A 24,388-nucleotide genomic window follows, 5' to 3' on the forward strand; every position below is an offset into this window, starting at 1 on the left:
ACTCCTTTATACGATAAGCACCGATTTTGCGTTCCGTATTTGCGGCACTGCAAAGAAAAGTGTAGTTTTGTAGTTTGAAAATAGAAAATTTTGTTTTAAAAATTTTACTTTTTATCTATAAATCAAAAAATTAAACTTGGTGTTGCATACTCTATAATATGATGATATATTGAAAAACTCTAAGCTCCAACACCTAAAAACGACCTAAAAAATATATAACGACCCTTGTTTTTTTTATATTTAATGAATACACGCTATTATATAATATTGGTATGGGCTGCATTATTGATGTGCAGCACCTTGCCCACCATCTTTGCTCAGGAAGTATTGCGCCCGCTCGGTGGCAACGCCGAATTGCAGCATCGTCATTTATGGCAACAGCTCAAATCTTCCACGCTCGGCTGGTCGTGCAACAGCGAAACCTCGCTCAACGCCGCCGCCGCTTTTGACTTTTACGAAGTAATGCGCCCCTCTTGCAGCGGCACAGACGGCAGCATCAGCATCAATTTTGCGCCCAATAATATCGCCGCCGTAGAAATTACCCTGCTCAATGTGCAAAGCGGCGAAGTGGTGGAACAAAATTCCATCAATCCCCAAATTCCTACACATACCCTCAGCGACATCGCCGCCGGTGTGTATCGGCTACAACTGAGTGCGGGCGGCGGCATATTTATAGACGAATTTATTTTTATCAGCGACATCAACGAAAATTTGGGCGGCGACTTGGGCAATAATTTTGATATTGACCGCGACTTTGACGTGAGCAACGAACGCTGTACGGTGGGCAGCATCAAACGCACCTTCTCCGCCATTCTCGGAACTACCTACTCCGCCCGCATCTACGACCTGCACACCTCGAATCCAAAGGAACGATAGTGCTTGCCAACGTGGGCGTAGGAGAAATTGCATTGCCCGCCGGCGATTATTTTCTCCAAATAAAACCCGTCGCCGGAGCAGGCTGCAAAGCATTTCTGCATTTTTCTATCGCCAAAGAACCCATCAATTTCGTGCCATTCCGCGATGATTTCTCCAATCAGTTCGCAACACTCTCGCGTAGCAGCATCTATGCACAATACGAAAAATGGGAAATCGGCAAGCAAGTATATGTCAATGCCACCCTGCCTATTGACCCTCCTACCATTGGCGTAGCTACTTTTGATGGTTTAGATGAATACGGTTTGCCGTATTTTGTGTCGGATACTTTGCAAACGGGCAGTGCCGACACCTTGCTGTCGCGTCCTTTCTGCGAATTTTCGCAATATGCAGCCAACCCGTTGTATCTGAGTTTCTTTTTTCAAGCCAAAGGCAACGGCGATATTCCCAACCCGCCCGACTCGCTGGTTTTGGAACTCAAAGACAATCGCGGAATATGGAACAAGGTGTGGGAAATGCGCGGCGAAGCCTTACAAGCCTATTTAGATACTTTTACGATGGTGAGTTTTCGTATCAAAGACGATTTGATTAGTGACGGCGGCGATACAGCCACTTTTTATGCCGATGATTTTCAGTTCCGCTTTCGCAACAAAGCCACTATCACCGGCTACAACGACCACTGGCACATTGATTATGTGCAGATTACGCCCGATTCGCTGATGCAAACTTCCTTGCAAGATGTAGGCTTTATTTACCCCGCAAAGCCTATGTTGAAACGCTATTGGGCTATGCCTTGGAAACATTTTATTGACAATACAGACACCGAATATTCCGAAAACATACAATTTACGCTGCGCAACAACAGCAGTGTATCCAACGGCGGTATTCAACTGAACCTGCGCACCAGCGAAATGTGTTCGGGAATGATACTCAAAGATTCGCTGTATCGTACTGCTCCTGCATTAGAGCCGCTTATTCCTTATATTATTGATTATGCCGAAGTAGCGGGCGGCACGGTGCCTTTGCGCCGCAATATCGTATTCAATGACGAAGACTTTGACGACCGCCGCGATGTGGTATTGCGCAGCGAATATTATTTTGATGATGGCTCCGGTGCTTTAGATGTAGATCAGGTAACACAAGACCAAATATTTTCTAATTATTTTGCTTATGATGATGGCTCGGCAGAAAAAGCCTACGGCTTGCAGGGCGCAAGTGCAGAGTTGGCGTATCGTTTTTATCTCAACAAACCCGATTCCATTACCGGCATCAAGGTATATTTTACAGATATTGTGGGCGATTTGGCAGCCAACCGTTTGGAATTTAAAGTATGGAAAAGCATAGATTTTGAAGATAATCCCGATGTTTCCGACTCCACACTCTATGTGAGCAGCGAAGTACAATATCGCCTTTCGGAAAACGAGCGCGACTGCTTCGCAAAATACGATTTCGGCACAAAAATTCCGGTGGACAGCGTTTTTTATATCGGATTTCGCCAAATAGACGAAGACCCGCTCAATATCGGTTTTGACGTAAACAGCTTAGGTATTGACACCCTGTATATTGAAAAAATAGACTCCATCACACAAAGCGGCGATACCATCAAACACACCGAATCGCTTTATACACCTTTGAATTTTGGGCGTAAAAATTTATTTTACAATGCAGATGGTGTGTGGCGGCAATCCATTCAGTTTGGCTCCTTGATGTTGCAGCCGATTATGGCAAATAATTTCAATGTCACTTATACCGGCAATGAAGAGTTGCCCTTAGAGCAAGCGGCGGAAACAGCCGTCAGAATTTATCCCAATCCTACTGAAAATTTGTTAAATATTCAGGTTTTAAGTGATGATTTTAACCAATATATAGTAAAATTGTACGACCTTTCGGGAAAAATGCACTTGCAGGCACAAAATGAATCACAAATTTATTTGGGCGATTTGCCCGATGGTTTGTATATGATTGAAATTCAATCGCTTCAACAAAACAATGCCTTTGTACGACATAAAATTATCAAGCATTAAAAAAAAGAACTAAAAACGGCAGAAGCTCTTCCGACCACTTTTGCCGTTTTTATCCATTTATCTTATTTTTACCTTCATTATTCAATTTTTTTACATAAAAAATTATGATTAAATATTGTTACACCTTTGTTGTTTTTACTTTTTTTGTTTCAATGCTGCCGCCCAGCATGTATGGCGCGATACCACGATTAAAGTGAGCGAAGCCGATTTTTTTCAAACGGAGCAGGAAAAAAAGGATATGGCGCAATACATAACTGAACTGATGCCATTACTGAAAGTGGAGGAGCGTGCCGATGCAGTGTATGGCGAAATTATCCCTTTGGCTCAAAAAGAAATGGACGAATTGAGCAAAGAAGTATGGGATACCCTCATTCCGGCAATGGTGCGCGAAACCGCCCCCGCTTTCCAACAATTTTATGCCGAGATGTATCCGAAAGAATTTACTTCCAAAGAAATGGGCGAAATTTTGGCTTTCTATAAAACCGATACCGGAAAAAAACTGCTCGGCAAGCAAGAAGAAATGTTTTTTGGCTTGATGAGTTTTAAACAAAGCTGGGGGCAAGGTGCTTTGAATTTTTTGGTGGATAAAGGTAATAAAGCCTTGGAGCAACACATGCTCAAAAAACCTGAAGACTGCAAATTCTTTCACGATGGCTCTTTTGAGATGAAACAGGAAAACGGCAGCCAAATTTCGTGGACGCGCAAAGACACCATACAAACAGAGCAGGACTCGCTCAACCGCCGCACTACCTACATCATAAACTGGCAAAACGAATGTAAATATACGCTCACCGTAAAAGAAAGCGAACTACCCGCGTTAAAACCCTACATCGGTGCTAAAATGGAAGTGCAATTATCAGAGACAGACGTAAAAAATAAAACTTATAAATTTCGCTCGTTTATACCCGCCGCCAACTATCATTCGCGCGGCGAAGTGCGCAAGAAAGATTAGTTTTTTTTTAAAAAAAGAAGAAATCTGTACAGATTTTGAACATCTTACGAGTGTCTGTTTTTGTTTTAATTTTTTTATGAATATCATTTACCAACTGCTGCAACAAGAAGTTGCCAAGCTGCTCAATGCGGCGTACCAGAGCGATTTTCAGCCACAGGATATTACCATCACCGAAACGCCCAAGCATTTTAGCGGCGACTGTACGGTTGTTATTTTTCCGCTTGCCAAAAAATTACAGCGCAATCCCAACGACATCGCCCTGCTCCTGCAAACACAACTCCAAGAAGTGCGCCGCCCTGAACTTGCTTTTGCCGCTGCCACTTTGGAAAAAGGTTTTCTGAACCTCACTTTAACCACCAACTGCTTGCTGCACCATTTCGGTCAGGTCAGTGCACATATAGCCGAATACGGCACCAACAGTTTAGCCGCCGAAGACCGCAAAAAAGTAGTATTGGAATATTGTGGACCCAACACCAACAAGCCTTTGCATCTAGGGCATTTGCGCAATATGATGGTAGGTTGGAGTGTGGCAGAACTGCTCAAAACCGTAGGACACGAAGTGGTAAAAGTGAATATCCTCAACGACCGCGGCATTGCTATTTGTAAAAGTATGGTGGCGTGGCTGAAAAGCGGCAACGGAATTACACCCGCCGTCAGTGGTATCAAAGGCGATCATTTTGTAGGCGATTTTTATGTGGCTTTTGATAAAATGATTGCCGAAGAATATGGCAGTTGGCAACAAAGCGAAGCTGCACAGCAAGCATTTTCAATGTGGCTCAAGGGTAAAAACGGCGAAAAAGCAAAAAAAGAGTTGGAAACAGACGATAGCGACAAACTGCGGGCTTATTTTTTCAAAGAATTTAAAAACGATTATTTCAATCAGCACAGCACATTAGGAGCTGCCGCCAAAGATATGTTGTTACGCTGGGAAGAAAACGACCCCGAAACCCGCCGTTTGTGGCAAACGATGAACGATTGGGTTTTGGAAGGATTTCAGGTGACTTACAACCGCTTAGGCATTGATTTTCAGGAGGAATACAAAGAATCGGAATATTATTTGAGAGGAAAAGAATTGGTGATGGAGGCACTCAGCGAGGATACGGTATATCAAAAACCGGACGGCTCGGTGTGGGTGGATTTGACGGATTTGGGATTAGATCACAAAATATTGCTGCGCAGCGATGGCACTTCGGTATATCTTACGCAAGATTTGGGTGTTGCCGAAGCCCGCTACGAGAAATATCACATGGATTCCTCTATTTACACCGTTGCCGATGAGCAAAATTATCATTTTCAAGCCCTGAAAAAAACACTTCAAAAAATGAACAAACCCTACGGCGATGGTATTTTCCATTTGGCGTATGGTATGGTGGATTTGCCGAGTGGTCGTATGAAAAGCCGCGAAGGTACGGTAGTTGATGCCGATGATTTGGTGGACGAAGTAGTGGATAAGGTGCGCCAAGCTGCCGAAGAAGCCGACAAAACTTTGGTACTCAACGAGCAGGAAGCTATTGCCACTTACGAAACACTCGGCGTAAGTGCCATAAAGTTCTTTTTGCTGCTGGTAGAACCCAAAAAGCGTATGATTTTCAACCCCGAAGAGTCGGTGAACATACACGGCACTTCAGCGGCTTTTGTGCAATACAGCTACGCCCGCACCCGCGCCGTACTGCGCAAATACGCCAAGCCCGTACCCACCGTATTACAATATCCGCACGATTTTGAGCCGAGCGAGCGTGAATTATTGTTGCAGTTTTTACAATACCCTTCCGTTGTTGCCGATGCCGCCGCACACTACAACCCCTCATTATTAGCGCAATATGTGTATCATTTAGCCAAAAACTATAACCGTTTTTTTGCCGAATGTTCTATTTTAAACAACGCAGATGAGCGCAGCACCGAATTTCGGGTGCAGCTTTCGGCGATATGTGGTGCATTATTGCAAAAAGGCTTGCATTTATTGGGTATTCAAACGGTGGAACGCATGTGATTTTACAAAATAATACGTTATGAATTTTTTATAAAAAAACTAATTGCGTCTATTTAAACATCATTTCTGCTTCGCCCTTATCTATAGCTTCCTGAAAGAGATTATTTTTGAGATTTTTTAAATATTCCAAACGGCGTTTGGTAGCGGCAATTTTTGTAATTTCGCTGCGCGTATAGTCTATAGGCATTTTTTCGCCTGTGTTGGCGTGGTCTGTAATTTCTACAAAATAGGCTTTGTCGCCTTCTTTAAAAAATATAAAATTGTCGTTTTGTATCAATGTAGCGGGCTTTTTGGAGGAAAAAGGAATAATTTGACGCAGTTGCTCAAAATCCCACCATTGTGTATCTAGTTGATATTGCGCCCCAATTTTATCACCTGTTTTTTGCAGACGTAATTGATCTTCGGGGCTGTTGGAACGAAACCATATTCGTAGGGAATCTTCAAGTTTGTTTTCTTTAGAGCAAATAAAATAGCGTGTTTTTACTACCGGAAAGTTTAAAATAAAATTGTCGCCGAGTTCGGCATAGTATTGCTGCAATTCATCATCAGAAAGTGTCGTGTCTAATTTTGTTTTGAGTAGTTCCTCTTCAAAACGATAGCCCATTAATGCTTCTTTATAGGCTTCGGCTTGCTGCTCTATCACTGCTTTTTGTTGTTCGTTGAGGTATTGATCGGCTTTGAAATAGAGCATATTTTTATAAATCCATTCTTCGGCATAGCGTTTTATAAGCGCAGTGCTGTCTTGGTTTGTTTTGGCACTTTCCAGCATATCTGCCATTTCCGGCAAATACAAAAATCGGTCATTTACTCTGGCTATCGGAGTACTGTTGTCCTGTGCCTTTTCGTTTTTGCGACAAGCTCCCAACATTATTAATATCCAAAGAACGGATAACAAGCATACAAATACGGATAGGTGTCGCATAGTAATAATAATTTGATAAAAATAAAAGAATATCTTAAAAGATTTTCCAAAAAAAATATTTTGCAAAATTAATTTTTTTTCACAAAGCTATATTGTAAAAAAACCTCCTTTTGGCAAGAGCTAAAAGGAGGTTTTTTGAATAAAGACACCAATCTGTATAAAGATGCTATGGTTTAATCAAAGTTTTTAATACTTCTTCATTTACTTTTACCGGATAGGTGGTATTGAGGCGTTGCATCCATTGTTTTTCCAACTCTGCCTGATAGTCGGCAACTACATAGCCTTTGGCTTCGTCCAGCGTGCGCGGGGCAGGCGGCAATATCGCTTCTACATACACTACAATTGCTTCTTTTTTATCGTTTCCGAGTATGCGCGAAGTGCCTTTTTTCCAAGGAATAGAATCAATGGCATCGTTTTGTCCTTTTTCAAAAGAGCCGCTTTGCATACCAATTTTAATACCTTTATCTAAATTTTCTTTGATAAAGGTTTCGGCACTGCCCTTGTCCAACACTGCTTTCAAAGCCTGTGCGGTGGCTTCATCGTGGCAGGTATAAATGGTGGCTTTGCACCGTTCGCCCCATTGGTATTTGTCGCTGTGCTGCTCAAAATATTGTTTCAGTCCGGTGGAGTCGGTGAGTGCTTTTTCCCACACTTCGCGGTTGGTGAGGTCAAAGAGCAAAATGCCATCGCGGTATTCCTGCATCAAACGGCGAAAATCGGGATATTTTTCGGGCAAAATAGCTTCTTCCATTTTCACCAATTCATTTTCTACATACAACTGATACAGCGCATTAAATGCTTTTTCGGTGCTTTGCCCTGCCCTCAAACGGCGTTGATTTTTCACTAAAAAATCTACAAAATCTTTTTGGCGGTATGTTTTTTTATTGGCAATAAACAATACTTGGTCGTAGCTATCGGCGGGGTTGGGTTTCCACGCTCCCTGCTGAAAAGTAGAGTCTAATTTGCTGAGAATATTTTTTTTGCCGTTTTCGTTTTCGTTGAAAGCAAATTGTTTTTTGAGTTTATTGATAAATTCGTGATGTGCCACTTCGGAGCGGCTGTCTTTTTCTACTTTGGCTTTCAGTTCGCTGCGCATCGCTTCCAAATCGCCGATGGGTTTGCTTTCTATGAGTTTTACGATATGCCAGCCGTAGAGTGTTTTGAAAGGTGGTGAAAAATCGCCCGCATTTTTGAGGGCAAAGGTAGCTGCTTCAAATTCGGATACCATTTTTCCGGCACCAAACCAACCCAAATCGCCGCCTGCCGGTGCGGTGCTTTTGTCTTCGGATATTTGGCGTGCCAATGTTTCAAATTTTTCGCCTTTCTGGAGCAAACTGTATGCTTCGTTGGCGCGTTTTTCGGCATCTTGTGCTTGCGTAGCATCGGCAAATTTTGGTATGCGAAACAAAATATGAGCAGCGTGGCGTTTTCCGACAGAGGGGCGTTTTTGTTCTACTTTTATCAAATGATAGCCATATTTAGTGCGCACGGGGTCAGAGATTTCTCCCACTTGCTGGCGATAAAAAGCTCTTTCAAAAGGGTATATTGTCTGAAATGCCGACAAAAAACCGAGTTCACCGCCATTGTCGCGCACGGAGGGGTCGTCAGAAGATTCGCGGGCAACCTGATTAAAATCTTTGCCTTTGAGCACAATATCTGCTTTGAGCTGTAAGGCTTTGTTGTAGGCTTTCAGCGTATCTTCGGGCAAAGCATCTTCGGCGCACATCACCAATATATGCGACACTTTGCGCTCTTCTTTGCTGTGTTCGTAGGCTTCTTTGATGAGTTCTTCGCTCACATCACGGTCTGTGAGGTAGCTCTGTGCCAATTGGCGGCGATACTGCTCCAACTCATTTTTGAACGAAGCCAAAGTATCCAAACCGATACTTTCGGCGGCTTTCACTTTTAATTTAAAATTGATGAATAAATCCAAATACTCGCGCACCGATTGTTCTTTGTACAAATTGGCATCGTTGCGGTTGTTTTTTTCATATACATAATTAAAATCCGACAAAGGCACTTCTTGTTGTCCATAGGTGAATAAAATGGAGTTGTTTTGTGCTGTTGCCGAACCACTGCAAAACAGTACTATGCACACTGCTATCCAAGAAAAAAGCAGTATTTTGTTGCGAAAATTCATAAATAAAAAAGGATAATACATTTATTAAATAAAAAAGAAAAAAAGAAATGTTTTCTTATAAAAACGGCTTCAAAAGTAAAAATTTTTATACACTTCTCTACATGATAATCGTTAAAAAAATATTAATGCACCGAACAGCATCGTCATACACCGAACTTTTCAGTGATGACAACTGTATATATACTCCTGAAAAACAATATATTATCAGCATTTCAGTAGTATTACTGCCCTAAAACGCCCTTCTTATTTGTTGCAATAAATATGGAATATTAACTAACTTTGCCTTTTATTATACAGGCTGCTGGTGACAAAAAATCTGATAAGTATATAAACAAATAATAGCTTTTCAGATATGTTTTCTATGATTAAAATACAAAATACTTTGAAATTATTACTTGACGAAGAATCGGAAATGTTCCCTTTAGTATCTATTAACGAAGAGGATTTTCCCGAAATGAACGAATTTATGGAAATACCCGAAACGGTAGTTTTGTTGCCTTTGCGCAATACGGTGCTATTTCCGAATATAGTAGTGCCTGTAAGTGTAGGGCGCGATAAATCGCTTAAAACCGTAAAAAAAGCCCACGATACCAACCAGCTTATCGGCGTAATTACGCAGCGGTCGGCACAGGTTGATGACCCCACTTCAAAAGATTTATACACCACCGGTACTTTGGCAAGGGTAGTAAAAATATTGAAATTGCCCGATGATACGCATACGGTTATTTTACAGGGCAGGCAGCGTTTTGTTATAAAAAAAATAACTACTTTATCGCCTTATATCAAAGCACAAATACAAGCACTGCCCGAAGAAAAGGAAGAGCAAACGCCGGAATTTGAAGCTCTGATGTCGAGCCTGAAAGACAGTGCCGTGCGTGCCATTGAGTTGTCGCCGCAAATTCCGAACGACATCACTTTTTTGGTGCGCAATATTGATAAAAATGCACACCTCACGCATTTTATATGCTCCAACTTAAATGTTCCTATTGAGGAAAAACAAAAACTCCTAGAAATCAACGACTTACAGCAGCGCGGTGAAAAACTATTAGGCTTGCTGCATCACGAAATACAATTACTGGAACTCAAAAACAAAATTCAGTCGCGCGTAAATGTAGAGATAGACAAGCAGCAACGCGATTATTTTCTCCAGCAACAAATGAAAACCATTCAGGAGGAACTCGGCGAAGGGGCTTCTTTTGTGGGCGAACTGCAAAATCTGCGCGAACGCGCCAAACAAAAATTGATGCCCACCGCCGCCCGCGAAGCATTTGACAAAGAAATGCGCAAAATACAGCGTATGAACCCCAATATGGCGGATTATACGGTGAGCCTGAATTATTTGGAACTGCTGCTCGACTTGCCCTGGGACGAAGTGAGCCAAGATAATTTGGATTTGAAACGCGCTTCAAAAATTTTGGAAGATGACCACTATGGTTTGGATAAAATCAAAGAGCGCATTTTGGAATATTTGGCGGTTATCAAACTCAAAGGCGACCTCAAATCGCCAATTTTATGCTTTGTAGGACCTCCCGGAGTAGGAAAAACTTCGCTCGGACGCTCCATTGCGCGGGCACTCGGACGCAAGTATGTGCGTATGTCGCTCGGCGGCTTGCACGACGAATCGGAGGTGCGCGGACATCGCAAAACCTATATCGGTGCTATGCCCGGACGCATTTTGCAGTCGCTCTTGCGCGTGGGCACTTCCAATCCGGTTTTTATATTGGACGAAATAGACAAAGTAGGTAATGATTTTCGCGGAGACCCTTCTTCGGCATTGCTCGAAGTGCTCGACCCCGAACAAAACAGCACTTTTTACGATAATTATCTGGAATTAGAATACGACCTCTCGCGTGTGATGTTTATCGCCACTGCCAATAATTTATCCACCATACAGCCCGCCCTGCTCGACCGTATGGAAATTATTCAGTTGAGCGGTTATTCTACGGAAGAAAAAATAGAAATTGCAAAAAAACACCTCATTCCCGAACAGCGCGAAAAACACGGCTTACAGCCGAAGCAGTTCAAGATTTCGGACAAAGCACTGGCGGTAATGATTGACGAATACACCCACGAGTCGGGAGTGCGCGATTTGGAGCGCAAAATTGCCCCCCTGATGCGCCACATTGCCAAGTTGGTGGCGATGTACGAAGAAACCCCCTCCAAAATAGATGTGGAAATGGTGCATCAGGTGTTGGACATCAGCACGCGCATGGAGCCGGAACGCTACACCGGAAACAATGCAGCAGGAGTGGCTATCGGCTTGGCGTGGACGGCGAGCGGCGGCGACATTTTATTTGTAGAAACCAACCGCAGCAGAGGCAAAGGCAATTTAATACTCACGGGAAATCTGGGCGATGTGATGAAAGAGTCGGCGACAACGGCATTGAGTTTTATCAAAGCCAACAGCAAAACACTCGGCATCAATGAAGACATATTTTCCGAAAACGACCTGCATATCCACATTCCCGAAGGAGCTATTCCGAAAGACGGACCTTCGGCGGGAGTCACTTTGCTCACGGCTTTGGTGTCTTTGTTGTCGGGGCAGCCCGTAAAACCCTATCTGGCGATGAGCGGCGAAATTACATTGCGCGGCAAAGTATTGCCGGTGGGTGGTATCAAAGAAAAAATATTGGCGGCACAGCGAGCCGGTATCAAAGAAGTGATTTTGTGCGAGGAAAACCGCAAAAATGTGGAAAAAATCAATCCTAATTTTATCAAAAACCTGCAATTTCATTATGTAAAAACGATGCAGGAAGTATTGGAAATTGCTTTGCCGAGCAAGAAATAAAACAATCAAGCAATGATGAGTAAGAGGATTTTGCTATATACTTGCCTGCCAATACTGCTGCTGCTGTGGCAATCCTGCGGCATTTATTCTTTCAGTGGTGCTTCGGTACCGCCGGAGGTGCAGACGGTGTCGGTGTTGTATTTTAAAAATGAAGCCTCTTTGGTCAATGCGCGCCTCAGTCCTTTGCTCACCGAAAAAATGCAAAACAAATTCGTCAACGAAACGCGCCTGAACCTCAAAGACCGAGGCGGCGATTTGGAGTTTTCGGGGGCGGTGGTGAACTATACAGTAGTGCCGGTGGCTCTCAACAGCAACGAGCGTGCCTCTTTGAGCCGCCTCACCATAGAGGTGCGCTGCACTTATCTCAACCGCCTCAGTCAGGAAACGTGGACAAACTCCTTTACACGCTACGAAGATTTTGAAAGCACCCTTACCCTGCGCGAAGTGGAAGACCAACTCATTGAAAACATCACCAAACAAATTACCGATGATATTTTTAATAAAGCCTTGGTAAATTGGTAATGAAGCGGCAAAATGGATAGTGTTTAGTTTTGAATGATTAGTTATTAGTTAAGTGTATCATTTTCAATGATCTATACAGCTTTCTATCATTGATCATTTAACATTATCACAAAATGTGTGTAATTTTGAATATTCTATGACAAATTTTGTAAATAAATAAGCTATCTTGCTTATTCATTTGCACGGCATATAAAATATACACGCACTTTAATCATGAGAAAACTGCACTTTTTTTGGAGCATCTGGCTGTGCTGTTGGGCAACGACGACGGCACAAAATCAAATGCAACTCCTTTCCAATTATACTTACAGCGAAATGTTGAGCAGTTGCTGGGGCTACGCCGCCAACGACAAAGAATATGCCTTGGTGGGCTTAAAAAATGGTTTGTCGGTAGTAGATGTTACCACCCCCGAACAGCCCGAACAAGTGCAGTTTATTCCGGCACAAGCCAACAGTATATGGCGCGAAATGAAAACTTTTTCGCACTACGCCTATATTGTACACGATGGTTTTTCGGGCAATTCTGACGGTTTGCTCATCGCCGACCTGCAATATTTGCCCGATAGTATTCATTATCAATCCTATTATGGCATCAATGATACTATTGCTACCGTGCATACGCTGTGGGTAGATGAAGACGGCTATCTGTATTTATACGGCTACAACAACAAAAATAAAACCGTACCTGTGGGGCAGCGCGGTGCTTTGATACTTGACCTCAACGCCAACCCGATGCAGCCGCCGATTGTGGGGGCTTATTCCAATTATTACGCACACGACGGCTATGTGCGCAACAAACGCCTGTATAGCGGCGAAATTTACAACGGTCATTTTTCGGTGGTAGATGTGAGCGACAAAAGCGCACCGCAAATTTTAACCACACAAGAAACGCCGGGCGCATTTACACACAATACTTGGCTTTCGGACGACAGCCACACCCTCTATACTACTGACGAAAAAGGCGATGCCTATATTGCAGCTTATAACATAGAAGATTTGAACGATGTGCAGCTCTTGGATATTTATCAGTCCAATGCCGGCAGCAATGCCGCACCACACAACGTAAAAGTGTTCAACGATTTTATTGTTGCCAGCTACTACAACGATGGCGTGGTGATTGTAGATGCCCACGAACCCGATAATTTGGTACAAACGGAATTTTATGATACCAACCCGCTCGGAGGCTGCTGTTTTGAGGGTTGTTGGGACGCATATCCTTTTTTGCCCAGCGGAAATATCATCGCCTCCGACCGCGCCACCGGCTTGTGGGTCGTACAGCCCACTTACCAAAGAGCCGCCTATATAAAAGGAATGGTGAGCGACTCGGCAAGCGGCGCACTGCTTCATAATGTACAGGTAAAAATACTAAATACCGCCTACACCGACTCCACCAATATAGCGGGTGCTTACAAAAGCGGCGTTGCCAATGCAGGTGTTTATACGGTAGAGTTCAGTAAATTCGGCTATTATCCCAAAACCGTCACCACCACACTCAATACCGCCGAATACACCAATTTAGATGTGCAGTTGGTTCAGAAAGAAAAATTTACACTGACAATAGAAACGCAGGTAAGCGCAGTATGCGTTCCTTATACTGCTGCTTGTTATGTATTACTTATCAATCCCGAAGGTGAAGAAGAATTATATATTTCAGACCAAAATGGCATTATTCAAATTCCTGATTTTGTACCAGATCAATATGATATTTATATAGGATTGTGGGGGCAACAAGTAAGTTATTATGAAAATTATTCAATAGATGAAAACTTTATAATCTTATATACAGGAGGAAATAATAGTATCGCTGATGATTTTTTCTTTGATTATGGTTGGCAGGTAAGCGGCGACAGCATAAATGGTATGTGGGAACGCGGAATACCGCACGGGGCTACGCACAACAATATTGCTTGTGCGCCTTATAGCGATGTAAATGATGACTACGGTGGTTTTTGCTATATGACAGGCAATGCCGCCGCTGCTTTGGAACAACAAGATTTAGATGCAGGCACTACTATTCTGCGTTCTCCTGATTTCAGTTGGATTAATCCGGAAGGATTTGATAATCTTTTGAGTTTTAATTTATGGGTATGCGGCAGCGGCTCGTCTGTGATTCGTTGCAGTGTGGGCAATGACGACACCACCTTTTTGCTGCAAGAATGGGCAGATATGGATATTACCAACAGCACCTGGCAATATTTTGAATTTAGCCGCCCTGATAATTCAAAACCTTTTGCCACTTACTATTTTGAAATCAGTGTCACCGAAACCGACACTTCAGCAACTGCTTATACCGAAGTTGCTTTTGATAATTTCAGAGTAGAAGCGGCAGGTGTGGGTTTTGGCAACGAGCCGCAAACAATACTCCCGCTTGCAATAGCTCCCAATCCTACCGCCGATATGCTGCAAGTGCGTTTTTCGGCGAAGCAATGCACGAAAATATCAGCTTGCGTATCAGCGATGCACAGGGCAGGTGCGTATGGCAGCGCGATTTTGTGCCTGCCGCCTCATTAGGTGAGGTGAGTTTGCAAAATTTGGCAACGGGAATTTACTATATTTCGGCACAAAGCACAAGCGGCAAACGCTGGGGGGCTAAGTTTTTAAAAACACAATAATGATGTTTTTTGGAGGAAATGATAAAACAGAAATGAAATAGATGGAGCGGATAAGCATTAAAGATTTTCTGCTTCACCTAATAAATTGTTACCCCTCGGCGGGATATACATCGTGCTTCACCTAATAAATTGCTACCCTCGGCAGGATAGGTATCGTGCTCCACCTAACAAATTGCTACCCTCGGCGGGATAAGTATCGCGCTGCACCTAATAAATTGCTACCCTCGGCAGAATAGGTATCGCGCTGCACCTAATAAATTGCTACCCTCGGCAGGATAGGTATCGTGCTGCACCTAATAAATTGCTACCCTCGGCAGGATAGGTATCGTGCTGCACCTAATAAATTGCTACCCTCGGCGGGCTAGGTATCGTGCTGCACCTAACAAATTGCTACCCTCGGCAGGATAGGTATCGTGCTGCACCTAATAAATTGCTACCCTCGGCAGGATAAGTATCGCGCTGCACCTAATAAATTGCTACCCTCGGCAGAATAGGTATCGTGCTCCACCTAATAAATTACTACCCTCGGCAGGATAGGTATCGTGCTCCACCTAATAATCGTCTGAACCTTGATTTTCAGGATTAAAGGATTAACAGGATTTTTTAAAGTGTAGCGGGTTCGTCATCGGCTGGGGGGATAACTTTGTCAAAGTTCGAACTTTGACAAAGTTGAAATAAAAAAAGATTTATATTTGTAGCATTGCTTTACCACGCATAAAATACTCATATTGTGAAAACAACACAACAACATATCCTCGGCAGCAACAAAGAAGCCGCACGCTTGGCTTTGGAGTGCAAAAACGACGACCTGAGCAAAAAAGTGCTGGCGTGAGTATTTGGAAAAAACCGAATACACCAAAACGACCAAAAACTCAACCAATTGCCCAACAGCACCGCCAATGGCAAATTTAAAAACGTGGTAAAATCTATGCTAAAATTAGAGCAGAGCAGTAGCAGTAGCGTAACACAGCAAGAGTTGCTAAAATTAAAAGGCTACACCGATGGCACCAATGCCTACAGCGTAGCAATAGCCGAGGCAGCTTTGGTGCAATACGGCACTGCCAAATATGTGCGCTATGTAGAAGAAGTAGGCGGCACGGCGGGCAAAAGCAATATAAACACCGATGCCACCGATACAACCGCACCGGCACAGTATCATATAGTACCCAACCCCGCCGATGATGTAGTATATATAGAGTGGAATGGTAAAGAAGGGACGAACTTAACTATTTACGATATGAATAAAAAACCGATGATGAAAGTTCGTTTAGAAAGCGGTAATAACCCTGTTTCAATTCGTGCTTTACCAATAGGAATATATCTATTACAAATAGAAGGCATTAACCAAGTTAATAAATTAAGTATTGTAAGATAAATGTTGCACAAATACTTTGGGAGGTTATACTCCCAAAGTATTTTATTTTTACATTTATAAATTTGAACAGATATGAAAAATATAATATTATTAGCATCAAAAAACAGGGTATTTGCAATATGTATGATTACTTATTTTTGTGTGCTTGTTCAAGCGCAAGAGGGAGCAGATACAACGATTTATTTTAATAAAACCTATTTTTTAGAAAATGACTACTCCAGTGCTTTTGCTATCTTGAAGGCTACAAACGGAAAAGGATATGTTTTTTCAGGTGTAAAATTTAGCTTAGACGCTAATAATGAACCTTTATACCAACTTCATCTTACTCGCACGGATGAGTTTGGAAATATTATATGGACAAAATATATAGATGAAAATAATGCAATTTTGGGTTTAACTCAAGGAGATGCTTTCATAAAGACAACAAACAATGAAAATAGCTATTTAATAGCTTATGTATATGAAAAATACAATGAAAATGGCAGTTACTATGATACACGAATAGTTAAAGTCGATGCTGAGGGGAATATAATATGGATAATGTCTTATGATGATGGTATTAATTCTCTTTATATAAATCAACTCATAGCCACCAAAGATGGAGGGTATTTATTTGTCGGAGATAACAAAAAACAGGGAAATGTAAATGGTTTCGCTCTTAAAACAGATGCCACAGGTAATTTATTATGGCTCAAAGACTATGAGTTAGGTTACGTTTCTCGTTTTTTCAACGTCATAGAAAGCCCAGACGGGGGCTATGTGCTTGCAGGGCGCACCGAAAAATCTTCTGATTGGCTATACAGTGCAGATATGCAGCTCCTAAAAACAGATAGCCTCGGAAATATGCAATGGGAAAAGAAAATAGGGATTCCTGACTCTACAGATTGTGCTGCAAAAGTAGCAGCACTTCCTGATGGTTCTTTTCTGATTCACGGTTGTAAGAATGTATATAACAATAATTTTTCTCTATATATTGCTAAATGTAATTATACAGGTGACCTTATTTGGGAAAAAGATATTCCTACTCCTAATCAATATGGTTTAAGTGTGTATAGTTCTACCCCTCTTATTAATAGCGATGGAAGTTGTATTGGTGTTTCCGCTACAGAAAATGAATATCACAAACATCAGGCTACTATCTTTAAACATTCTGCAAGTGGCGAGGTGCTGTGGCAGAAGTTCCTGACCGTAAATGCCGATAAAATGACATACTTAAAAGACATAGAGCGCACCGCAGACGGCGGCTTTGTAGCCTGTGGCTTTCAGTATGAGCCGCCACAATTTGCCTGGGTCGTCAAGTTGGATAGCCTCGGCAACACCTGCTCCCCCACCGACTGCGACAGCCCTCCACATCGTTCCTTGGGTGTTGGGCACAGACGAAACATTCCCCACTTTGGGCGCGCAAGGAGGGGTAAGCATCTCTCCCAACCCCGCGAGTGATGAGGTTCATATAGAATGGCAGGGAAAAAGCGGTGTAGGTTTTAAGGTGATTGACATACAAGGTAATATTACAATACAGAGTACTTTGCAAGAAGGCGACAACACGCTACCAATAAACCATTTGAGCAAAGGTATTTATATTATAAAAATTGACAACATACCCGAACCTGCTAAATTGAGCATTATACGATAATGGCGAAAAGCGTTAGAAGTACGAAATACTACTTCTAACGCTTTCTATTTTAGAAAACTAAAAAAATAGAGAAATGAAACACTTAAGCATAATATATTTTTTAATATATATACACATATACGCCCAAACCGAAGGGGCAGATACTACAGTGTATTTTAATAAAATTTATAATCCCGATATAATTACTAATAATATTATTGCATTTCCCATTGTCAACACACTAGATGAAGGATATACTTTTGCTGGTTCAAAGTTTTACCAACTTCCATCTTTACAAGAGGTTCAGACATTATTTTTTACCCATATCAACAAATATGGACAAGAACAGTGGACAAGGCATATTTATCAAGAAGATTTTTTGAGTAGTATAACTAGTTCTGATTGTTTAGTACAAAACAATAATGGCAATCTTATTTTAGTACACGTTTTACAATATTCCCCCGACAGTTTACATCATATCCGTTTTGCACAATACGACAGCGAAGCTAATCTATTGTTGGAGCAAATTTATGACGATTTTAACGCCTTCCCTTGGCAACTGATAGCCACCAAAGACGGCGGCTATGCCATAGCAGGGGCGAGTTATGACGGTTATGATATGTCGCTTATCAAAACAGACCAGTATGGATTTATACAGTGGCGCAAACAATACGATTTAGGTATATTTCTCAGGCATTCAACGTCATAGAAAGCCCAGACGGAGGCTATGTGCTTTCGGGTAACACGCGAACAGAACCCGAATGGGACGGCAATACCGATATGCAACTCCTAAAAACCGACAGCTTCGGGAATATGCAATGGGAAAAGAAAATAGGAAAAGCCGATAATTGGGACTGTGGTGCCTTAGTAGCTCCCCTCAACGACAGCACCTTTCTGTTGCACGGCTGCTTTGGAAACAGCACTTTGGTTGAGGTAAAACCCTCAACAATGTACATTGCCCACCTGCACTATGATGACGGCAGCGTTGTATATGAAAATCAATATGAAACACAATTAAAATATGGCGTAAATTCTTTTCATGGACAGCCTTTGATGTTAGCAAATAACGATTATATTGGAGTAGCCTCTACTGATAATGAATTGAATGAGAGAATAGCGAGCATTATTAAACACAACCAATGGGGCGAGGTGCTGTGGCAGAAGTTCCTGACAGTAAATGCCGATAAAATGACATACTTAAAAGACATAGAGCGCACCGCAGACGGCGGCTTTGTAGCCTGTGGTTTTCAGTATGAGCCGCCACAATTTGCCTGGGTCGTCAAGTTGGATAGCCTCGGCAACACCGCTGGAAAATAGACTGCGACAGTCTCCACATTGTCCCCCTGGACTGTAGGCATAGACGAAACATTCCCCACTTTGGGCGCGCAAGGCGGGGTTAGCATCACGCCCAACCCCGCCACCGATAAGCTATTTATCCACAGCCCCGAAGCCATCACCAATGTAGCAATATACAACACCCTCGGACAGCAATTCCCCCTCTTAGAGGGGGCAAGGGGGAGTACAAATTCCCCCTCTTTGAGGGGGTCAGGGGGAGTAAATGAAACGCAATTCGAGCAGAAAACGAACTTTCCGTTGCCCACCTCGCGAGCGGCATCTACTTTGTGCAAGCCCACACGAAGTCGGGCAGAGTATTTACCCAAAAGTTTGTGAAGCGATGAAAAAAATCCCAAAAATCATTTAATCCGATAAATCAGTGGTTCAGACGATAAAAATTCGTGAAGCGATGAAAATGAAAGACACGTTTTTTGTGTTTTTCATTTTTTTATTCTTTCACTTTAACCGCATAAGCTATCTGCTTCATACGGTCTAATTGTGCAAATAATTCGGGGTGATAGGCAAGTTTGCGCTGCGGCGATTTCAGTTGTATTTGCTGGCGGTCGTCGGCTATCTCTATCGTTACTTGCAGATTTCCGGCGTATTTTTCAAACAAATTATCCATTGTTTGCAGCCAGTTTTCTTGTATATCGTGCAAATTTATGTGTAAAGTAAGATATTTTATATCGCGCCATACATCATCTAAAAGCCGTACTTCGTTGATTTTTACTTCGTATTTGGCAGCATCGCCCCCCCATCTTTGTTCCTGATAAACGCCGCGAATGTGCAAGAGTGTGCCTTCTTCAAAAAATGTTTGTATTTGAGATAATCCTCTTTAAACAAATTCAGGTGCAAAGTGCTGTTGGTATCTTCTACCGTAAAAGTGCCGTAATTTGAACCGCCCGCCGATACACGGTGCTGTGACTTTGTCACCATTGCGGCAAAGCGCACTTCTTTCTGATGAAAATTGTCTAATTCGGGTCTAAGGTAAATTACAGCAGCAGTTTATTTCGCGCTGATAGCGTTGCAGGGGTGCCCTGATAAATAAATGCCGGTTACTTCTTTTTCACGGTTGAGTTTTTCTATCAAGCCGAACTCCTCCACTTGCGGCAATTTAGGTTCGGGAATATCCTGATCACTGCCACCTCCGAATAAAGATATTTGCGCGCTTTCTTTTGCTGTTGTAGGGTATTGCCGTAGCGCAAAATGGTTTCTATGCCGTTGCTGCCGTTGTTGTCTGCCAAATATTGAGCACGCGGCAACCAAAACTGTCAAAAAGCTCCACGGCACACAGATTTTCAAAACTTTTTATTGACAGTGCGCAAGTTCACCCGCTTTGCAAAATCAAATACATTTTAAATGCGCCGCCCTCGTTGCGCACCGAAATAATTTTCTTCTACCGCCGCCTCCCTACTCCTTTCACGGCAGCCAAGCCAAAAACGAATCTGACCTTTTTTATTAACGGTAAATGCAAAGCACTCTCGTTGAGGTCGGGAACAAGAGCCGTGATATTCATATTATTACATTCGGTAAGAAAAAGTTGAGGTCTTTGGTATTGTCTTTATTGTGCGTAAGCACCGCCGCCATAAATTCTGCCGAGAGTGGTGTGCTTTGAGGTAGGCGGTTTGGAATGCGAGCAGCGAATAAGCCGCCGAGTGGCTTCTTGTTGAAACCATACGCCGCAAAACGCTCCATCATATCAAATATTTCGTTGGCTTTTTTTCTGCCACTCCTTTTTCATCGCTCCTCCAAAAACACTGCGTTGTTTTGCCATTTCTTCGGGTTTTTCTTTCCCATGCCGCGGCGCAAAATATCGGCTGCTCCGAGTGTATAATCTGCCATAACTTGGGCAGCTCAGCATAATTTGCTCCTGATACACCATAATTCCGTAGGTGGGTTGCAGGAGTTCTTCGAGCCAACGGTGCGGGTATTCTACGGTTTCTCTGCCGTGCTTGCGGTTGATGAAAGAAGCAATGAACTCCATCTGTCCGGGCGGTAGAGGGCGTCTATGGCGATGAGGTCTTCTATGTTGTTGGGTTTGAGGTCGCGCAGGTATTTTTGATACCCGTACTTTCAACTGGAAGATGCCGATGGTATCGCCGTTTTGAAAGAGTTGGTAGGTTTTTTCGTCCGTTAAAGGATTTCATCGGGATTAATGGGCGGAATTTGGTGTTGTTTGTTGATATTCTCAATGGCATCGCGGATAATGGTGAGCGTTTTTAAGCCCAAGAAGTCCATTTTGAGCAAGCCCGCACTTTCTACCAAAGAGTTGTCGTATTGTGTCACCAACAAGTTGAATCCTTTGTTGGCGCATACCGAATGTGTTCTACGATGTCGGAGGGCGAAATAATGATGCCGCAAGCGCAGTCCGGGGTGAGCGCACCGAGCCTTCGAGGGTTTTGGCTTCGCGCAGCACCCAGGTTTGATAGTCCTTGCTTCGGCAATTTGGCGTAGCATTTTAATATGCTCCACTTCTGTTCGTTTTTGAGTTTTTCTTTTGAGTTTTTCGGTGTCGCCTTCCAAGTAGTCGGTCAAATCAAATGGGAGGGCACTAATTTGGCGATACGGTCGGTTTCGGGCAGTGGCAAATCCAACACGCGCCCTACATCGCGGATACTTGATTTTGAAGCCATAGTGCCGTAAGTGATGATTTGCGCCACTTGTCGCTCGCCATATTTTTCACCACATAATCAATAATTTGTCGCGCCCTTCATCGTCAAAATCAACGTCAATATCGGGCATTGTCACACGTTCGATTTCAGAAAACGCTCAAAGAGCAGATTATAGCGAATGGGGTCAATGTTGGTGATACCGATGGCATAAGCCACCGCGCTACCCGCCGCCGAACCCCTGCCCGGTCCTACGGCGATATTCATAGCACGCGCCGCATTCGTAAAGTCCTGTACTATCAAAAAATAACCCGGAAAACCGACTTCTTTTATCACGCTCAACTCATAATTCAAACGCTCCTCCAACGTACTGTCTATTTCTGCCGTATTTTTTTCTTTGCCCTTCAAAAGCCAGATAATGCAATAATCATCTTGCGTAGCAAAACCTTCGGGCAATATATAATTGGGCAAAAGCACATCGCGTTTGAGTTTTGGCGGTGTGATGCGGTCTATAATTAAATTGGTATTATCTAAGGCTTGCGGCACATCTTGAAAAAGGGCTTCCCATTTGTGCCTGTGTTTTAAAGAAAACTGATTGTTGGGAAAACCAAAACGGTAGCCTTTGCCTTCGCCAACGGGTGCTGCGTTTGTCGCCGCATTCACACAACAAAATATCGTGCGCATCGGCGTTGGCTTCATCAACATAATGCGAGTCGTTGGTGGCAATGACGGGAACATTGTATTTTTTGTCCATTTCAACAACACCTGATTCACATCTTCCTGACTGATGCCCGTTCCGTCAATATCTTTCAGGTCGTGACGCTGCAATTCAATAAAATAATCTTCGCCAAAAATATCTAACCACTCCAAAAAACGCGCTCGGCAACAGCTTCCTCTTTGAATATAATAGCTTGGGGCACTTCGGCACCGATGCAGCAGGTAGTTGCATTAAACCTCTTGTATTGCTTGATAAGCGATTTATCCACACGCGGAAACTTGCCGTACAAACCCCTCAATAAAGCCAAAGAACACAATTTTGACAAATTGCGATAGCCCTCCTGATTTTGGCGAGTAATAGTTGATGATAGCGTTTATCTTTTTGTTCTTTGCAAAAGTGTGCTGAAAACGGTCTTCGACCACATAAAATTGCAGCCCACCACCGAATAATGCCTGCTTTTTGTGCAGCATTTACAAACTCAAAAGCACTGAACATATTGCCGTGGTCGGTGAGTGCCACGGCGGGCATACCATCTTTTGGGCTTTGGCACCATATCTTGATGGGCGCGGCACCATCTAAACAAAGAATATTGAGTGGCAGTGAAGATGTGAGAATACAGGCATAAGCGATACAAAGAAGTAAATGGAAGTAAAATAGGTAGCAATATTCGGCATTTTTTTCAGAAAACTACCATCAAATTTGAGGAAAGCAATGATATTTTTATAAAAACCAATACAGAATTTTGATAATAAAAGTTTTTGCAATGGCAATTTTACAGCTCAAAATATCGCTTTTGCTCAAATGTATATCCTATTTTTGCATTTTTAATCCGTCAATCTTATATTTTATCTGAAAAAATATGGAACAGTTTCACCCCATCGGCTATATTCAAAAGCGCACGCCCTCAAAGGCGAACTAAAATTGTATGTTGAACCATACATAATGGATTTTTTATCAAAATAAAAGTGGTGTATATTGAGCAAAAAGGTACGCCTATTCCCTTATATGGTGCAACGCCTGCAAGCCATTCCACAAGGGGCGATTTTGCAGGTGGAGGAGAGCAAAGACAAAAATACGCCGATACCCCTGAAAGGGGTGCAGCTTGTCGATGGAGGTGGCGGCGGTGCGCGGTTTAAAGGCGGCGATAGAGGCGCAATTGTTTTTATAGAAGGTTATAAAGCGTATAACGGCAAAACGTTTTTGGGAGTGGTAGAAAGCATTGAAGAATTGCTCGCAGCAAAAATAGCACAAGTGCGTATGAGTGAACACCTCTTGCCCATTGCGCTGCACCCCGACCAGATTGCAGATATTAACCGCCGCAGCAAAAGTATTTATTTTGAATTGCCGGAAGGCTATGTAGAGGCTTTTGGAGTAAAAAAGAAGAATTATGAATTATGAATTGTGAATTGTGCGCTTAATTAAGAACTCATCATTCAAAACTAAACACTGCCACTATTGGCTGTATTGTCGGTGCAGTTCCACAATAGTCGGCAGCAGCAGCGTTGTTTCGTCATTTACCAACACCGCCTGAGCGTGGGCGATTTTTTCGGCATCGCTGCTTTGGCGGGCAATGTGGGCTTGCCACATCGGCTTGCGAAAGTGCGCAGGGTCGCGGCGCAGCACTTCCGGCTATGCGCAAAATCAAGCGGGCTGTCAATACCATCAGCGCATCTAAATAGCGTGATAAGTGCCGCTTTACAAGCAAAGCCGCTTCTTTGAGAATATACGGCACTCGGAGTTTTCTTTGCATCGCAGCCCAACCTTCAATAATCGCGCGCTGCACGGCGGGGGGGGCACACAACTATTGAGCCGCTGGAGTGCCGCCTCATCTTTAAACACCATATTCGCTTAAAATAAGCACGCTGCAAATTTCTTGTGCATCAAATACCGCCTCAACAAAAATACTCCTTCAATTG

30 protein-coding genes are annotated in these 24,388 nt (G+C 42.9%); 17 read left to right on the plus strand and 13 right to left on the minus strand.

Annotated features, from left to right (window positions below):
• Window positions 1-225: 225 nt before the first annotated feature.
• From IPL35_17495 to IPL35_17510, 4 genes are all read left to right on the plus strand, one after another.
• Window positions 226-876 (plus strand): hypothetical protein, encoded by a 651-nt coding sequence (locus IPL35_17495; GenBank protein ID MBK8445078.1) that lies wholly within the window; start codon window positions 226-228, stop codon window positions 874-876.
• Window positions 876-2,897, plus strand: coding sequence for a T9SS type A sorting domain-containing protein (locus IPL35_17500; GenBank protein ID MBK8445079.1), 2,022 nt, complete (start codon window positions 876-878; stop codon window positions 2,895-2,897). Before IPL35_17495 ends, IPL35_17500 begins: the two co-directional genes overlap by 1 nt.
• Before the next feature lie 115 nt (window positions 2,898-3,012).
• Window positions 3,013-3,849, plus strand: coding sequence for a DUF2059 domain-containing protein (locus IPL35_17505; GenBank protein MBK8445080.1), 837 nt, complete (start codon window positions 3,013-3,015; stop codon window positions 3,847-3,849).
• Between the two features lie 76 nt (window positions 3,850-3,925).
• Window positions 3,926-5,839 carry an arginine--tRNA ligase gene (locus IPL35_17510; GenBank protein MBK8445081.1) on the plus strand — a complete coding sequence of 638 codons (1,914 nt, stop codon included), beginning with the start codon at window positions 3,926-3,928 and terminating at the stop codon, window positions 5,837-5,839.
• A gap of 49 nt (window positions 5,840-5,888) precedes the next feature.
• Here IPL35_17510 and IPL35_17515 read toward each other — a convergent pair whose 3' ends face one another.
• Together IPL35_17515 and IPL35_17520 are read right to left on the minus strand one after the other, a co-directional pair.
• Complete coding sequence (locus IPL35_17515) at window positions 5,889-6,761, minus strand: hypothetical protein (protein ID MBK8445082.1); 873 nt, start codon at window positions 6,759-6,761, stop codon at window positions 5,889-5,891.
• Between the two features lie 166 nt (window positions 6,762-6,927).
• The gene (locus IPL35_17520; GenBank protein MBK8445083.1) at window positions 6,928-8,859 is read right to left on the minus strand and encodes a peptidylprolyl isomerase; all 1,932 of its coding nucleotides are present in this window, start codon (window positions 8,857-8,859) and stop codon (window positions 6,928-6,930) included.
• A 394-nt stretch (window positions 8,860-9,253) separates the two neighbouring features.
• Between IPL35_17520 and lon the strand changes: the two genes are divergently transcribed.
• The 10 genes from lon to IPL35_17570 all read left to right on the plus strand — a co-directional run bounded on the left by lon (window position 9,254) and on the right by IPL35_17570 (window position 19,489).
• Window positions 9,254-11,689 carry an endopeptidase La gene (gene lon / locus IPL35_17525; GenBank protein ID MBK8445084.1) on the plus strand — a complete coding sequence of 812 codons (2,436 nt, stop codon included), beginning with the start codon at window positions 9,254-9,256 and terminating at the stop codon, window positions 11,687-11,689.
• Window positions 11,690-11,701: 12 nt separating this feature from the next.
• Entirely contained in the window at window positions 11,702-12,211 is a 510-nt protein-coding gene (locus IPL35_17530; GenBank protein ID MBK8445085.1) for an LptE family protein, read from the plus strand.
• A gap of 213 nt (window positions 12,212-12,424) precedes the next feature.
• A complete protein-coding gene (locus tag IPL35_17535) occupies window positions 12,425-14,722 on the plus strand; it encodes a choice-of-anchor B family protein (protein ID MBK8445086.1) in 2,298 nt (765 codons plus the stop codon).
• Window positions 14,638-14,823 (plus strand): T9SS type A sorting domain-containing protein, encoded by a 186-nt coding sequence (locus IPL35_17540; GenBank protein ID MBK8445087.1) that lies wholly within the window; start codon window positions 14,638-14,640, stop codon window positions 14,821-14,823. The genes IPL35_17535 and IPL35_17540 overlap by 85 nt, the downstream gene beginning before the upstream one ends.
• 880 nt (window positions 14,824-15,703) lie before the next feature.
• Window positions 15,704-16,198, plus strand: a complete 495-nt coding sequence (locus IPL35_17545) for a T9SS type A sorting domain-containing protein (GenBank protein MBK8445088.1) — start codon at window positions 15,704-15,706, stop codon at window positions 16,196-16,198.
• Between the two features lie 72 nt (window positions 16,199-16,270).
• On the plus strand, window positions 16,271-17,638 hold the full coding sequence (locus IPL35_17550; GenBank protein MBK8445089.1) for a hypothetical protein: 1,368 nt from the start codon (window positions 16,271-16,273) through the stop codon (window positions 17,636-17,638).
• Complete coding sequence (locus IPL35_17555) at window positions 17,592-17,831, plus strand: T9SS type A sorting domain-containing protein (protein MBK8445090.1); 240 nt, start codon at window positions 17,592-17,594, stop codon at window positions 17,829-17,831. The genes IPL35_17550 and IPL35_17555 overlap by 47 nt, the downstream gene beginning before the upstream one ends.
• A 73-nt stretch (window positions 17,832-17,904) precedes the next feature.
• Window positions 17,905-18,519 carry a hypothetical protein gene (locus tag IPL35_17560; GenBank protein MBK8445091.1) on the plus strand — a complete coding sequence of 205 codons (615 nt, stop codon included), beginning with the start codon at window positions 17,905-17,907 and terminating at the stop codon, window positions 18,517-18,519.
• Window positions 18,468-19,127 carry a hypothetical protein gene (locus tag IPL35_17565; protein ID MBK8445092.1) on the plus strand — a complete coding sequence of 220 codons (660 nt, stop codon included), beginning with the start codon at window positions 18,468-18,470 and terminating at the stop codon, window positions 19,125-19,127. The genes IPL35_17560 and IPL35_17565 overlap by 52 nt, the downstream gene beginning before the upstream one ends.
• A 251-nt stretch (window positions 19,128-19,378) precedes the next feature.
• Window positions 19,379-19,489, plus strand: a complete 111-nt coding sequence (locus tag IPL35_17570) for a T9SS type A sorting domain-containing protein (GenBank protein MBK8445093.1) — start codon at window positions 19,379-19,381, stop codon at window positions 19,487-19,489.
• Window positions 19,490-19,593: 104 nt separating this feature from the next.
• On the opposite strand, the gene IPL35_17575 is transcribed toward IPL35_17570, so the two are convergent.
• The 10 genes from IPL35_17575 to IPL35_17620 form a co-directional block, all read right to left on the minus strand.
• A complete protein-coding gene (locus tag IPL35_17575) occupies window positions 19,594-19,935 on the minus strand; it encodes a hypothetical protein (GenBank protein MBK8445094.1) in 342 nt (113 codons plus the stop codon).
• Window positions 19,872-20,081: a hypothetical protein gene (locus IPL35_17580; protein MBK8445095.1), complete on the minus strand. Its 210-nt coding sequence runs from the start codon at window positions 20,079-20,081 to the stop codon at window positions 19,872-19,874. Before IPL35_17580 ends, IPL35_17575 begins: the two co-directional genes overlap by 64 nt.
• Before the next feature lie 69 nt (window positions 20,082-20,150).
• Window positions 20,151-20,435, minus strand: a complete 285-nt coding sequence (locus IPL35_17585) for a hypothetical protein (GenBank protein ID MBK8445096.1) — start codon at window positions 20,433-20,435, stop codon at window positions 20,151-20,153.
• 222 nt (window positions 20,436-20,657) lie between these two features.
• A complete protein-coding gene (locus IPL35_17590) occupies window positions 20,658-20,843 on the minus strand; it encodes a hypothetical protein (GenBank protein MBK8445097.1) in 186 nt (61 codons plus the stop codon).
• A 1-nt stretch (window position 20,844) separates the two neighbouring features.
• Window positions 20,845-21,222, minus strand: coding sequence for a hypothetical protein (locus IPL35_17595; protein ID MBK8445098.1), 378 nt, complete (start codon window positions 21,220-21,222; stop codon window positions 20,845-20,847).
• Window positions 21,223-21,278: 56 nt separating this feature from the next.
• Window positions 21,279-21,680, minus strand: coding sequence for a hypothetical protein (locus tag IPL35_17600; protein MBK8445099.1), 402 nt, complete (start codon window positions 21,678-21,680; stop codon window positions 21,279-21,281).
• Window positions 21,677-21,805, minus strand: a complete 129-nt coding sequence (locus IPL35_17605) for a hypothetical protein (protein MBK8445100.1) — start codon at window positions 21,803-21,805, stop codon at window positions 21,677-21,679. The genes IPL35_17600 and IPL35_17605 overlap by 4 nt, the downstream gene beginning before the upstream one ends.
• 84 nt (window positions 21,806-21,889) lie before the next feature.
• Window positions 21,890-22,624 carry a hypothetical protein gene (locus IPL35_17610; protein ID MBK8445101.1) on the minus strand — a complete coding sequence of 245 codons (735 nt, stop codon included), beginning with the start codon at window positions 22,622-22,624 and terminating at the stop codon, window positions 21,890-21,892.
• On the minus strand, window positions 22,612-22,797 hold the full coding sequence (locus IPL35_17615) for a hypothetical protein (GenBank protein MBK8445102.1): 186 nt from the start codon (window positions 22,795-22,797) through the stop codon (window positions 22,612-22,614). The genes IPL35_17610 and IPL35_17615 overlap by 13 nt, the downstream gene beginning before the upstream one ends.
• Entirely contained in the window at window positions 22,767-23,000 is a 234-nt protein-coding gene (locus IPL35_17620; protein ID MBK8445103.1) for a PHP domain-containing protein, read from the minus strand. Before IPL35_17620 ends, IPL35_17615 begins: the two co-directional genes overlap by 31 nt.
• Between IPL35_17620 and IPL35_17625 the strand changes: the two genes are divergently transcribed.
• Both IPL35_17625 and IPL35_17630 read left to right on the plus strand, forming a co-directional pair.
• Window positions 22,921-23,097: a hypothetical protein gene (locus tag IPL35_17625; protein ID MBK8445104.1), complete on the plus strand. Its 177-nt coding sequence runs from the start codon at window positions 22,921-22,923 to the stop codon at window positions 23,095-23,097. The two genes, IPL35_17620 and IPL35_17625, sit on opposite strands and share 80 nt — an antisense overlap.
• A 350-nt stretch (window positions 23,098-23,447) precedes the next feature.
• Complete coding sequence (locus IPL35_17630) at window positions 23,448-23,870, plus strand: hypothetical protein (protein ID MBK8445105.1); 423 nt, start codon at window positions 23,448-23,450, stop codon at window positions 23,868-23,870.
• A gap of 54 nt (window positions 23,871-23,924) precedes the next feature.
• Here IPL35_17630 and IPL35_17635 read toward each other — a convergent pair whose 3' ends face one another.
• A complete protein-coding gene (locus IPL35_17635) occupies window positions 23,925-24,095 on the minus strand; it encodes a hypothetical protein (protein ID MBK8445106.1) in 171 nt (56 codons plus the stop codon).
• 64 nt (window positions 24,096-24,159) lie between these two features.
• On the opposite strand from IPL35_17635, the gene IPL35_17640 reads away from it, so the two are divergent.
• Window positions 24,160-24,324 (plus strand): hypothetical protein, encoded by a 165-nt coding sequence (locus tag IPL35_17640; GenBank protein ID MBK8445107.1) that lies wholly within the window; start codon window positions 24,160-24,162, stop codon window positions 24,322-24,324.
• Window positions 24,325-24,388: the final 64 nt, after the last annotated feature.

Source organism: Sphingobacteriales bacterium (genome assembly GCA_016711285.1).
Lineage (GTDB): Bacteria > Bacteroidota > Bacteroidia > Chitinophagales > UBA2359 > JADJTG01.